Consider the following 12,523-nt stretch of genomic DNA (forward strand, 5'->3'; position numbering starts at 1 on the left):
GGGCGCCGGGGTCGCCGCGGTAGGCGAGGGCGAGGACCGGCAGCCGGCGGCGGTGCAGGAAGCCCATGACGTTCAGGGCCTGCTCCCGGGTGGCCCCGAGGCCGTGCACGGCGATCACCCAGGTGTTCCGGTGGCCGGGCACGAACCAGGCGGGCAGCGGGCCGAGGTCGCCGGGCACGTCGACGTCCTCGTGGTCCAGGCCGAGGGCGGTCCGGGGGTCGCCGGCGTACACGCTGGGGGTGAGCCAGACCGCGTCACCGGGGGCGAGGGTGCCGTGGGTGACGCGTTCCAGGCGGCGTACGACGGTGTCGGCGGTGTGCGCGGCCGCCTCCACGACGGGGCCGACGACCGCGTGGGAGCCGTCGCCGGCGAGGCCGTAGGTGCCGGGACGCAGCGTGGCCAGGTCGCGGGTGAGCGTGATCTGTCCGGCGGTCGTGCGGTGCACGGTGAGGCGTGGCTCGGTGGGCAGGGGCCGGCCGGGCGGCGCCTTCAATGCGGCGTCGCTGGCGAGCCGGCCGGCGACCACGGAGGCCGTGCCGGCGGCCAGGAGCGCGGTGAGTGCGGTGGCGGTCGCCCGGACGATGCGCACGGGTCCAGTGTCGGCGGGGTCGCGACGGGCGGCCAGCGGAGGGGCGGACCGTGCGGGCGGTTCCGGCACCACGCGGAGGGCGGCTCGCCACCGGGCGCCGGTGCGCCGGACGGCGCCGGGCCGACTCGCGCCGCTGCCGCTGCCGCGGAGCAGGGCGAGCGGAGCCGGCGGGGTGCGGAAAGGGTCGCTTTTCGGCAAGGGGTCACCTCCGTTGGCCGTACCCCTTCAAGCGTTCCCCGACCTCGGCGAGTTGTGCCTCCGTCAGCAAGGAAGGTGCGAGGCCCGGCACCGAGGACGCCGTCAGCCACAGACGGCACATCCACTCCAGCTGGGCGGTGCGGTCGTAGGCCTGGTCCAGGGTGGCGCCGTAGGTGATCGTGCCGTGGTTCTGCAGCAGGCAGCCGGAGCGGCCGGCGAGGGCCCCGAGCATGTTCCCGGCCAGCTCGTCGGTGCCGTAGGCGGCGTAGGGGGCGACCCTGACCGGCCCGCCGAGGGCGGCCGCCATGTAGTGCACGGACGGCAGCTCGGGCACGAGCGTGGAGACCGCGGTCGCGTGCACGGCGTGGGTGTGGACGACGGCGCGGGCGTCGGTGGTGCGGTAGACGGCGAGGTGCAGGGGCAGTTCGCTGGTCGGCACGAGCGTGCCGAGCACCTGGCGTCCGGTGAGGTCGACGCCGGTGAGGTCGGCGGGGGTGAGCCGGTCGTAGGGGACGCCGGACGGGGTGACCAGCACCAGGTCGCCGAGGCGCGCCGAGACGTTGCCGGAGGTGCCGACGACCAGCCCGTCGGCGACGGTCCGGCGCGCCGTCGCGACCACGTCCGCCCACAGCCGCGCCGCGTCCTGGGCTTCGGCCGGCTCGGCGGCCCGGCCCCCGGCCGGCCGGCCGCCCCCCGGACCGGTACGGTCCCCGCCCCGGTGCCCCGCACCCCGTCCCGGCCGGTCTCCGTCGTCCGTGTTCCGCAGCGGTTCAGCCATGGGGTGATCCTGCCAGCCGGGCCGGTCCGGACTGGTCGGGACCGGTCGGTTCCGGCCGGAAACCGTACGACCGAACGGGCGGATCCGGTCCCGAAACGCGCGTGATCAACACGGATGTGGTGATCGACGAGCCTTCAATGGCCTCTCTTGCCCACGGGACGATCGCCGCCGCCCGCGGTCGTCCGCCACCCCGGGGAGACGCATGGCCCGTGAACGCACCCTTGCCCGCCGCCGCGCCGGTGTCCTCGCGGCGGCGACGGCGGCCCTCGCCCTCGCGGGCACCGCGCCCGCGTCGGCCGGGCCGGCGGGACCCGGCGGGCCGGCGGGAGGGGCCGGGACCGCCCGCACCTCACCGCCGGCCGCTGCCCCGCCGGGAGCCGAAACGTCACTGCCCGCCGGGACCTCCGGAACCTTCGGAGCCTCCGGAACCTCCGAGTCGGCCGGAACCTCCGGGCCCGCAGGCATCTCCGAGCCCGCCGGGCTGTCGGCGCTCGCCGCCGGGTCAGTCCGGGGGCACGACGTCTCCTCGCACCAGAAGCGCGTCGACTGGGCGACCGCCGCGGCGAGGGGCGCCCGGTTCGTGTACGTCAAGGCGACCGAGTCCACGGCCTACCGCAACCCCTACTTCTCGGGGCAGTACTCCGGCGCCCGCGAGGCCGGCCTGCTGCGCGGCGCGTACCACTTCGCCCTGCCGGACCGGTCCTCCGGCACCCGGCAGGCGGCGTACTTCGTGCGGTACGGCGGCGGCTGGCGGGCGGACGGCTGGACGCTGCCGCCCGCGCTGGACATCGAGTACAACCCGTACAGCACGCGCCACAAGTGCTACGGGCTGGGCAAGACCCGGATGGTCCGCTGGATCCGGGCCTTCAGCGACGAGGTCGAGCGGGAGACCGGCCGCCGTCCGGTGATCTACACCACGACCCAGTGGTGGAAGCTGTGCACCGGGAACAGCCGCGCCTTCTCCTCCTCGAACCCCCTGTGGATCGCCCGGCACGGCACCTCGCGGCCGGGGACGCTGCCGGGCGGCTGGCGTTACTGGACGTTCTGGCAGTACGCCACCAAGGGCCGGCTGCCGGGTGACCAGAATCTCTTCAACGGCCCGCTGAGCCGGCTGCGGATCCTGGCGCGGAGCCGGTAGCCAAGGGGCGCCTGGGGCGGAGGCCGCAAGCGGAATCCCACGCGCGCGTTACCGACATCCTTGCGCCCGCCCCAGTTCATCTTCCGTTCACCCAGGTTGCCTACGTTCGACCAGCCAATGACCTCGAACGATTGCCTGGGTAAATGGAAAGCTTCTCGCTGATCCTCGCGATAGTGGTCGTCACCGCTCTCGCGTTCGATTTCACGAACGGTTTCCACGACACCGCCAACGCGATGGCCACCACCATCTCCACGGGCGCCCTGAAGCCGAAGATCGCGGTGGCCATGTCCGCCGTGCTCAATCTCGTGGGCGCCTTCCTGTCGGTGGAGGTCGCGAACACGATCTCCAAGGGTCTCGTCGACGAGACCGGCATCCGTCCCGAGGTCATCTTCGCCGCCCTGGTCGGCGCGATCCTCTGGAACCTGCTGACCTGGCTGGTGGGCCTGCCCTCCAGTTCCTCGCACGCCCTGATGGGCGGCCTGGTCGGCGCCACCGTCGCCTCCGCCGGCTTCGGCGCCGTCCACGGTGACGTCCTGGTCACCAAGGTGCTGCTGCCGGCCGTCGCCGCGCCGATCGTGGCGGGCCTGGCCTCGCTGCTGGCCACGCGGTTCTCCTACGGCATCGGCGGCACCGCGGACGGCGAGGCCACCCGCAAGGGCTACCGCGCCGGCCAAATCGCCTCGGCCGGCCTGGTCTCCCTGGCCCACGGCACCAACGACGCCCAGAAGACGATGGGCATCATCACCCTCGCCCTGGTGGCCGGCGGCTCGATCGCCCCCGGCTCCAACCCTCCCACCTGGGTGATCCTCTCCGCCGGTCTGGCCATCGCGCTCGGCACCTACATCGGCGGCTGGCGCATCATCCGCACCATGGGCAAGGGCCTGACCGACCTGGAGCCGCGCCAGGGCTTCGCCGCGCAGACCAGCGCCGCGACCGCCATCCTGGCCTCCTCGCACCTCGGTTTCTCCCTCTCCACCACGCACGTCGTCTCCGGCTCGGTGATGGGCGCGGGTCTGGGCCGCAAGGGCGGTGTGGTCCGCTGGTCCACCGCGACCCGTATGTTCGTCGCCTGGGCGCTGACCCTGCCGGCCGCCGCGCTGGTCGGCGCCGGTGCCGAGTCGGTCACCGGCCTGGGTGACTGGGGCACCGCCGCCGTCGCCGTCTTCCTCGTCGCCGCGAGCGCCGCGATCTGGAAGCTCTCGCGCCGCGAGGTCGTCGACCACACCAACGTGGTGGAGGAGACCGACGAGCCGGCCGGTGTGGTCACCACCGCCATCGCCGCCGTGATCCCGCCGCCCACCGGCGCGGTCGCCGCCGAGCGGGAGTTGGCGTTCCCGCAGCAGAGCACCGCCCCCGCCGAGACGGCCCCGGCCGTCCCGCCGGCCGCCGCGGTCTGACCCCGAGCACACGGTTACTGAAGGAAGCATCCCCATGAAGATCGACTGGGCGGCCCTCGGCTCCGTCTTCGGCGTCAGCCTCGCGTTCACGGTGGGCCTGGTGGCCCTGTTCACCCTCGGCATCAACGGTCTGTCCCGGCGGGAGAAGGCCGCGGCCCAGGGCGGGTCCGCCGGGCTCGCGGTGACCGGCGCCTACCTCTGCTTCGCGGCGTGCGCGGCGGCGGTGGCGTACGGCATCTACCTGATCGTCGCCAAGCCCTGACGGTCCCCGGACCGAGCCGCGGCCCTGCCGGACGTCCCCTTCACGGGGCTCCGGCAGGGCCGCGGCGCTTCCGTGATGTGGGCCTCAGCACAGTCCGGCGCCCCAGGTCAAAGGCAAGTTGACGGCCGTTCCGGGCGCGTGGTGGACTGCCCGGGCCATGTACGACGGCAGGAGAGGAAGCCGGTGCGAATCCGGCGCGGTCCCGCCACTGTCACCGGGGTACGAACCCCGGGAGCCAGGAACTCTCACCGTCGATTCACGTCGAACCAGGGCGCGGACACCCTGAGTGAGGACACATATCGCCATGCTCGGCTGCCGATCGAGGACCCGTACCAGGCCTGTTCCTGTTCCCACGGCCGGCTGAGCCGATGGGTGCCGATCGCACGTACGCGTACGGCGCCGCCGCCGGCGTCCTGGGGGACCTGCTTCTCGGCGATCCGCGCCGGGGGCATCCCGTCGCCGCGTTCGGCCGGGCCGCGGGCGCCGTGGAAGGCGCGTTGTGGCACGACCACCGCGGCTGGGGCGCCCTGCACACCACCGTGTGCGCCGGTGGCGCCGTCGCGCTCGGCGCACTGGCCGCGCGTGCCGTACGCCCCTGCCCTACCGCCTCCGTCGCGCTGACCGCCGCCGCCACCTGGGCCGTCGTCGGCGGCACCTCGCTCGCCCGGGAGGCCCGCACGATCGGGCGCGCCCTGGAGGCGGGGGACGTCGAGGCGGCCCGGGCGCGGCTGCCCCACCTGTGCGGCCGGGACCCGCAGGCGCTGGACGCCGACGGGCTCGCGCGGGCCGTGGTCGAGTCGGTCGCCGAGAACACCTCCGACGCCGTCGTCGGTGCCCTCGTGTGGGGTGCGGTGGCCGGGGTCCCGGGGCTCCTGGGGTTCCGGGCGGTGAACACCCTGGACGCGATGGTGGGTCACAAGTCGCCCCGTCTCCGCCGCTTCGGCTGGGCCGCCGCCCGCCTGGACGACGTCGCCGGCTGGCCGGGGGCCCGGCTGACCGCCGTACTCGCCGCCGTGGCCGGACCGGATCCGCGCGGGGCCGTGCGTGCCTGGAAGGCGGACGCGCGCAGGCACCCCAGCCCCAACGCCGGGCCCGTGGAGGCCTCCTTCGCGGGTGCCCTCGGCGTCCGCCTGGGCGGGACGCTCTCCTACGGCGGCCGCATCGAGCACCGTCCGGTGCTCAACGGCGCCACCGGACGGCCCGTTCGGGTCACCGACATCGACCGGGCCGTGCGGCTCTCCCGCCGCGTCGGCCTGCTCGCCCTCGGCAGCACGCTCGTCGCGCGCCGACTGCTGAAAGGACGCGGGAAGTGAACGGTGGTCTCCTCGTCGCCGGCACCACCTCCGACGCCGGAAAGAGCGTCGTGACGGCCGGCATCTGCCGCTGGCTGGTCCGCCAGGGCGTGAAGGTCGCGCCCTTCAAGGCGCAGAACATGTCGCTCAACTCGTTCGTGACGCGCGAGGGCGCCGAGATCGGCCGGGCGCAGGCGATGCAGGCCCAGGCCTGCCGGATCGAGCCGACCGCGCTGATGAACCCGGTGCTGCTCAAGCCCGGCGGTGAGCAGAGCAGCCAGGTGGTGCTGCTGGGCAAGCCGGTGGGCGAGTTGAGCGCGCGCGGGTACCACGGCGGACGCCAGCAGCGGCTGCTGGGCACGGTGCTGGACTGCCTGGCCGAGCTGCGGGGCACGTATGACGCGGTGATCTGTGAGGGGGCGGGCAGTCCGGCCGAGATCAACCTGCGGCGGACCGACATCGTCAACATGGGGATCGCGCGGAACGCGCGGCTGCCCGTGCTCGTCGTCGGCGACATCGACCGCGGGGGTGTCTTCGCGTCCTTCTTCGGCACGGTCGCCCTGCTCTCGCCCGAGGACCAGGAGCTGGTCGCCGGTTTCCTGGTGAACAAGTTCCGCGGCGACGTGTCCCTGCTGGAGCCCGGCCTGGACATGCTGCACGGCCTCACCGGGCGGCGCACCTACGGCGTACTGCCCTTCCGGCACGGGCTCGGCATCGACGAGGAGGACGGACTGAGGGTGTCGCTGCGGGGCACGGTCCGCGAGTCCACGGTCGCTCCCCCGGTCGGCGAGGACGTGCTGCGGGTCGCGGTGTGCGCGGTCCCGCTGATGTCCAACTTCACCGACGTGGACGCGCTGGCGGCCGAACCGGGTGTCGTGGTGCGGTTCGTGGACCGGCCGGAGGAACTGGCGGACGCCGACCTCGTGGTGGTCCCGGGCACGCGCGGGACCGTGCGGGCGCTGCAGTGGCTGCGGGAGCGGGGGCTGGCCGAGGCCCTCGTCCGGCGGGCCGCGGAAGGACGCCCGGTCCTCGGCGTCTGCGGCGGCTTCCAGATCCTCGGCGAGCACATCGAGGACGAGGTCGAGTCCCGCGCCGGAGCCGTCCCCGGACTCGGCGTCCTGCCCGTCCGGGTGCGCTTCGCCCGCGAGAAGACCCTCACCCGGCCCAGCGGCGAAGCGCTCGGCGAGCGGGTCGACGGCTACGAGATCCACCACGGCGTCGCCACCGTCGAGGGCGGCGAACCCTTCCTGGACGGCTGCCGGGTGGGCCAGACCTGGGGCACCCACTGGCACGGCTCGCTGGAGTCGGACGGCTTCCGCCGGGCCTTCCTGCGCGAGGTGGCCGCCGCCGCGGGCCGCCGCTTCGTGCCCGCGCCGGACACCTCCTTCGCCGCGCTGCGCGAGGAGCAGCTCGACCGGCTCGGCGACCTGATCGAACAGCACGCGGACACGGACGCGCTCCGGCGGCTCATCGAGTCGGGCGCGCCGCAAGGACTGCCTTTCATTCCACCGGGAGCGCCCGCATGAGCACAGTGTTGTTGTTGTCGACCGCCGACACGGATCTGCTGGCGGCCCGGGCCTCCGGCGCCGGCTACCGCATCGGCAACCCCACCCGGGTCGACGTCGCCGGGGAACTGCCGGGCCTGGTCGAGGGCGCGGACCTGGCCGTCGTACGGCTGCTCGGCGGCAAGCGGGCCTGGGAGGACGGGCTGGCCGCGCTGAAGGCGGCCGGCATCCCGACCGTGCTGCTGGGCGGCGAGGCCGTGCCGGACGCGGAGCTGATGGCCGAGTCGTCGGTGCCGGCCGGTGTGGTCGCGGAGGCGCTGAAGTACCTGGTCGAGGGCGGCCCCGACAACCTGTTGGAGCTGTCGCGGTTCCTGTCCGACACCGTGCTGCTCACCGGCGAGGGTTTCGAGGAGCCGCGCCGGATGCCGGAGTTCGGCGTGCACGGCTCGTACGCGGTCCGGGACGGCCGCCCCACCGTGGGCGTGCTGTTCTACCGGGCGCACGAACTGAGCGGGAACACCGCGTTCGTGGACACGCTGTGCGAGGCGATCGAGGCCCAGGGCGCCAACGCCCTGCCGGTGTACTGCGGTTCGCTGCGCGGCGCGGACCCCGCGCTGTACGAGCTGCTGGGCCGGACCGACGCGCTGGTGGCCACCGTGCTCGCGGCCGGCGGCACGCACGCCTCGCAGGCCTCGGCGGGCGGCGACGAGGAGGCCTGGGACATCGGCGCGCTCGCCGACCTGGACGTCCCCGTGCTGCAAGGGCTCTGCCTGACCTCCTCCAGGAGCGCCTGGGAGGAGTCCGACGCGGCCCTGTCCCCCATGGACGCGGCGATGCAGGTGGCGATCCCGGAGTTCGACGGCCGCCTGGTCACCGTCCCGTTCTCCTTCAAGGAGCAGGGCCCCGACGAGGTCCCGGTGTACGTCGCCGACCCCGAGCGGGCCGCCCGCGTGGCCGGGATCGCCGTCCGGCACGCCCGCCTCAAGCACAAGCCGAACGCCGAGAAGAGGATCGCGCTGGTCTTCACGGCCTACCCGACCAAGCACTCCCGGGTCGGCAACGCGGTCGGCCTGGACACGCCGGCGTCGGCGGTGCGGGTGCTGGACGCGCTGCGGGACGCCGGGTACGTGGTCGAGGGGTACCCCGACCACGGTGACGAGCTGATCCACCGGCTCATCGAGGCCGGCGGCCACGACGTGGAGTGGCTGACCGAGGAGCAGCTGGCCGCCGCGCCCGCGCGGGTGCCGCTGGCCGACTACCGGGCGTGGTTCGAGAAGCTCGACCCGGAGCTGCGGGAGGCCATGCGGGAGGCGTGGGGCGAGCCGCCGGGCTCCCTCTACGTCGACGGCGACGACATCGTGCTGGCGTCACTGCGGTTCGGGAACGTCGTGGTCATGATCCAGCCGCCGCGCGGCTTCGGGGAGAACCCGATCGCGATCTACCACGACCCGGACATGCCGCCCTCCCACCACTACATGGCGGCCTACCGGTGGCTGGACAACAGCTTCGGCGCCGACGCGATCGTGCACATGGGCAAGCACGGCACGATGGAGTGGCTGCCCGGCAAGGGCCTCGGCCTGAGCGCCGGCTGCGCGCCGGACGCGGTCCTCGGCGACCTGCCGCTGGTCTACCCGTTCATCGTCAACGACCCCGGCGAGGGCACCCAGGCCAAGCGGCGCGGGCACGCCACGGTGGTCGACCACCTCGTCCCGCCGATGGCCCGCGCGGACACCTACGGCGACCTGGCCAAGCTGGAGCAGCTGCTGGACGAGTACGCGCTCGTCTCCGACCTGGACCCGGTGAAGGCCCCGGCGGTCCGCGCCCAGATCTGGACCCTGGTCAAGGCGGCCGAGCTCCACCACGACCTGCACGTGGACGAACAGCCGGACGACGAGGAGTTCGACGAGTTCGTCATGCACATCGACGGCTACCTGTGCGAGATCAAGGACGTGCAGATCCGTGACGGTCTGCACATCCTGGGCGGCGGACCGGTCGGCGAGCCCCGGGTGAACCTCGTTCTGGCGGTCCTGCGCGCCGCGCAGGTGTGGGGCGGGCAGGCCAATGCCCTGCCGGGCCTGCGGGCCTGCCTGGCCGCCCACTTCGGGCTGACGGAGAAGGAGCTGCTGGCCGAGCCGGGCGCGCCGGTGAAGGTACCGGTGGAGCTGACCGACCTGGTCGAGGGCCCGGCGCGGAGCGGCGCCGACGCGATCGACCTGCTGGAGCAGCTGTGCCGGCGGATCGCGGAGGCCATGGAGGCGCGGGCCTGGGACCGCACGGTGGTGCCGGCGGTCCTGCGGGGCGTGCTCGGCACCGAACTCGCGGACGCGGTCGCGGTGCTGGAGTTCGCCTGCGCCGAGGTCGTGCCGCGGCTGGCGCGCACCACCGACGAGATCGGGCACATCCTGCGGGCCCTGGACGGCGGTTACGTCCCGGCCGGCCCGTCGGGCTCCCCGACCCGCGGCCTGGTGAACGTGCTGCCGACGGGCCGCAACTTCTACTCGGTCGACCCCAAGGCCATTCCGTCCCGGCTGAGCTGGGAGGTCGGCCAGTCGCTCGCGGACTCGCTGGTGCAGCGGTACCTGAGCGACACCGGGGAGTACCCCCGGTCGGTGGGGCTCACGGTGTGGGGCACGTCCGCGATGCGCACCCAGGGCGACGACATCGCCGAGATCCTGGCGCTGCTGGGCTGCCGCCCGGTGTGGGACGACGCCTCGCGCCGGGTGACCGGCTTCGAGGTGGTCCCCCTGGCGGAGCTGGGGCGCCCGCGCATCGACGTCACCGTCCGGATTTCCGGGTTCTTCCGGGACGCGTTCCCGCACGTGGTCGGGCTGATCGACGACGCGGTGCGGGCGGTGGCGGAGCTGGACGAGCCGGCCGACCGCAACTTCGTCCGGGCGCACGTGGACGAGGACAGCGCGGCGCACGGCGACCGGCGCCGGGCCACGGCCCGCATCTTCGGCTCCAAGCCGGGCGCGTACGGCGCCGGTCTGCTGCCGCTGATCGACGCCCGCAACTGGCGCTCGGACGCCGACCTCGCCGAGGTGTACGCCGTGTGGGGCGGCTACGCGTACGGGCGGGGGCTCGACGGGCGGGCGGCGCGCGGGGACATGGAGACCGCGTTCAAGCGGATCGCCGTGGCGGCGAAGAACGTCGACACCCGTGAGCACGACCTGGTCGACGCCGACGACTACTTCCAGTACCACGGCGGCATGGTCGCCATGGTCCGGCACCTCACCGGTGCCAACCCCGAGGCGTACGTGGGTGATTCGGCCGTGCCCGACCAGGTGCGGACGCGCACGCTGGGCGAGGAGACGCACCGCGTCTTCCGGGCGCGGGTGGTCAACCCCCGCTGGATGGCGGCCATGCGCCGGCACGGCTACAAGGGCGCCTTCGAGATGGCGGCGACCGTGGACTACCTGTTCGGCTACGACGCGACGGCGGGCGTGGTCGACGACTGGATGTACGAGAAGCTGAGCGCGGAGTACGTCTTCGACCCGGAGAACCGGGACTTCATGAAGAAGTCCAACCCGTGGGCGCTGCGCGGCATCACCGAGCGCCTGCTGGAGGCGGCGGACCGCGGCCTGTGGGCGGAGCCGGACCAGGAGACCCTGGAGCGGCTGCGCGCCACCTACCTGGAGCTGGAAGGCGACTTGGAGGACGACCAGTGACCACCCCGTTCCCCTTCACGGCCGTCGTCGGCCAGGACGACCTGCGGCTCGCGCTGCTGCTGAACGCCGTGTCACCGGCGGTCGGCGGTGTGCTGGTGCGCGGCGAGAAGGGCACCGCCAAGTCAACCGCCGTACGGGCGCTGTCGGCGCTGCTGCCGGCCGTCGCCGTGGTGCCCGGCTGCCGTTTCTCCTGCGACCCGGCCGCCCCGGACCCGGAGTGCCCGGACGGGCCGCACGAGCCCGGCCCCGGCACCGGGCGTCCCGCGCGGATGGTCGAGCTGCCCGTGGGCGCCTCCGAGGACCGGCTGGTCGGCGCGCTGGACATCGAGCGGGCCCTCGCGGAGGGCGTCAAGGCGTTCGAGCCGGGCCTGCTGGCCGATGCGCACCGCGGGATCCTCTACGTCGACGAGGTCAACCTCCTCCACGACCACCTGGTGGACCTGCTGCTGGACGCGGCGGCGATGGGCGCCTCCTACGTGGAGCGCGAGGGGGTGTCCGTGCGGCACGCCGCGCGGTTCCTGCTCGTCGGCACCATGAACCCCGAGGAGGGCGAGCTGCGGCCGCAGTTGCTGGACCGGTTCGGGCTGACCGTGGAGGTGGCCGCCTCGCGGGAACCCGACCAGCGCGTCGAGGTCGTGCGGCGCCGGCTGGCCTACGACGACGATCCGGCCGCCTTCGCCGCGCGCTGGGCGCAGGAGGAGGCCGCCGTACGGCAGCGGATCGTGGCCGCGCGGGAGCTGCTGCCGCAGGTGCGGCTGGGCGACGGGGCGCTGCGGCAGATCGCGGCGACCTGTGCCGCCTTCGAGGTGGACGGCATGCGCGCCGACATCGTGATGGCGCGGACCGCGACCGCGCTGGCCGCGTGGGCCGGACGGACCGACGTGCTCGCCGAGGACGTGCGGCAGGCCGCCCTGCTGGCGCTGCCGCACCGGCGCCGGCGCAACCCGTTCGACACGCCGGGCCTGGACGAGGACAAGCTGGACGAGACGCTGGAGCAGTTCTCCGGCGAGTCCCCCGACGACGATGCCGGTCCCGACGGCCCCGACGGCCCTGACGGCCCCGACGGCCCCGGTGGGGGCGGCGGTCAGCCGGCGCCCGACAGCGGCCCGCAGGGCGACGGGGCCGGCGACGCGCGGCCCGAGGCCGGTGAGGGCGGGCAGCCGCAGCCGTCCGGGGCGCGGGAGCAGTCGGCGGTACGGGCCGCCGAGCCGTTCCGGACGAAGGTGCTGAGCGTGCCCGGGATCGGCGAGGGTGCCGCCGGGCGGCGCTCGCGGGCCCGGACCGAGCACGGGCGGACCACCGGCTCCCGGCGGCCCCGGGGTGCACTGACCAAGCTGCACCTGGCGGCGACCGTGCAGGCCGCGGCGCCGCACCAGCGGGCGCGCGGCCGGTCCGGGCCGGGGCTGGTGGTCCGGCGGGACGACCTGCGGCAGGCGACCCGGGAGGGGCGTGAGGGCAACCTCGTGCTGTTCGTGGTGGACGCCTCCGGGTCGATGGCGGCGCGGCAGCGGATGAGCGCCGTGAAGGGCGCGGTGCTGTCGCTGCTGCTGGACGCCTACCAGCGCCGGGACAAGGTGGGGCTGGTGACGTTCCGGGGCTCGGGCGCGGAGGTCGCGCTGCCGCCGACGTCGTCCGTCGACGCCGCCGCCGCGCGGCTGGAGTCGCTGCCGACCGGGGGGCGTACGCCGCTCGCGGC

9 protein-coding genes and 1 riboswitch are annotated in these 12,523 nt (G+C 74.4%); of the genes, 7 read left to right on the plus strand and 2 right to left on the minus strand.

Annotated elements, in window-relative coordinates; translation table 11 throughout:
* Together IE312_RS42190 and IE312_RS28360 are read right to left on the minus strand one after the other, a co-directional pair.
* A partial coding sequence (locus IE312_RS42190) for a DUF8805 domain-containing protein (protein ID WP_502266994.1) occupies window positions 1–589 on the minus strand: 589 nt, incomplete at its 3' end.
* A 202-nt stretch (window positions 590–791) separates the two neighbouring features.
* Entirely contained in the window at window positions 792–1,565 is a 774-nt protein-coding gene (locus tag IE312_RS28360) for a class II aldolase/adducin family protein (protein ID WP_229900532.1), read from the minus strand.
* Between the two features lie 202 nt (window positions 1,566–1,767).
* On the opposite strand from IE312_RS28360, the gene IE312_RS28365 reads away from it, so the two are divergent.
* From IE312_RS28365 to IE312_RS28395, 7 genes are all read left to right on the plus strand, one after another.
* Complete coding sequence (locus IE312_RS28365; RefSeq protein ID WP_189985145.1) at window positions 1,768–2,703, plus strand: lysozyme; 936 nt, start codon at window positions 1,768–1,770, stop codon at window positions 2,701–2,703.
* Between the two features lie 143 nt (window positions 2,704–2,846).
* Window positions 2,847–4,100 (plus strand): inorganic phosphate transporter, encoded by a 1,254-nt coding sequence (locus IE312_RS28370; protein WP_189985146.1) that lies wholly within the window; start codon window positions 2,847–2,849, stop codon window positions 4,098–4,100.
* Between the two features lie 34 nt (window positions 4,101–4,134).
* The gene (locus IE312_RS28375; protein WP_189985147.1) at window positions 4,135–4,362 is read left to right on the plus strand and encodes a hypothetical protein; all 228 of its coding nucleotides are present in this window, start codon (window positions 4,135–4,137) and stop codon (window positions 4,360–4,362) included.
* Window positions 4,363–4,486: 124 nt separating this feature from the next.
* Window positions 4,487–4,627: riboswitch (cobalamin riboswitch) on the plus strand.
* 103 nt (window positions 4,628–4,730) lie between these two features.
* Window positions 4,731–5,675 carry a cobalamin biosynthesis protein gene (locus IE312_RS28380; protein ID WP_189985148.1) on the plus strand — a complete coding sequence of 315 codons (945 nt, stop codon included), beginning with the start codon at window positions 4,731–4,733 and terminating at the stop codon, window positions 5,673–5,675.
* Entirely contained in the window at window positions 5,672–7,180 is a 1,509-nt protein-coding gene (locus IE312_RS28385) for a cobyric acid synthase (protein ID WP_189985149.1), read from the plus strand. Before IE312_RS28380 ends, IE312_RS28385 begins: the two co-directional genes overlap by 4 nt.
* Window positions 7,177–10,827, plus strand: coding sequence for a cobaltochelatase subunit CobN (gene cobN, locus IE312_RS28390; protein ID WP_189985150.1), 3,651 nt, complete (start codon window positions 7,177–7,179; stop codon window positions 10,825–10,827). Before IE312_RS28385 ends, cobN begins: the two co-directional genes overlap by 4 nt.
* Window positions 10,824–12,523, plus strand: a 1,700-nt coding sequence (locus tag IE312_RS28395) for a magnesium chelatase subunit D family protein (RefSeq protein ID WP_189985151.1), incomplete at its 3' end; no start/stop codon positions are given. The genes cobN and IE312_RS28395, both read left to right, overlap by 4 nt.

It is taken from the genome of Streptomyces capoamus (assembly GCF_014654935.1).
Classification (GTDB): Bacteria; Actinomycetota; Actinomycetes; order Streptomycetales; family Streptomycetaceae; genus Streptomyces; species Streptomyces capoamus.

Excerpts from the sequence above, each read along its gene's own strand:
- IE312_RS28380 (WP_189985148.1), top strand. The coding sequence starts at position 4,731 with ATGGGTGCCGATCGCACGTACGCGTACGGCGCCGCCGCCGGCGTCCTG.
- IE312_RS28375 (WP_189985147.1), top strand. The coding sequence starts at position 4,135 with ATGAAGATCGACTGGGCGGCCCTCGGCTCCGTCTTCGGCGTCAGCCTC.
- cobN (WP_189985150.1), top strand. The coding sequence starts at position 7,177 with ATGAGCACAGTGTTGTTGTTGTCGACCGCCGACACGGATCTGCTGGCG.
- IE312_RS28360 (WP_229900532.1), bottom strand. The coding sequence starts at position 1,565 with ATGGCTGAACCGCTGCGGAACACGGACGACGGAGACCGGCCGGGACGG.
- IE312_RS28365 (WP_189985145.1), top strand. The coding sequence starts at position 1,768 with ATGGCCCGTGAACGCACCCTTGCCCGCCGCCGCGCCGGTGTCCTCGCG.
- IE312_RS28370 (WP_189985146.1), top strand. The coding sequence starts at position 2,847 with ATGGAAAGCTTCTCGCTGATCCTCGCGATAGTGGTCGTCACCGCTCTC.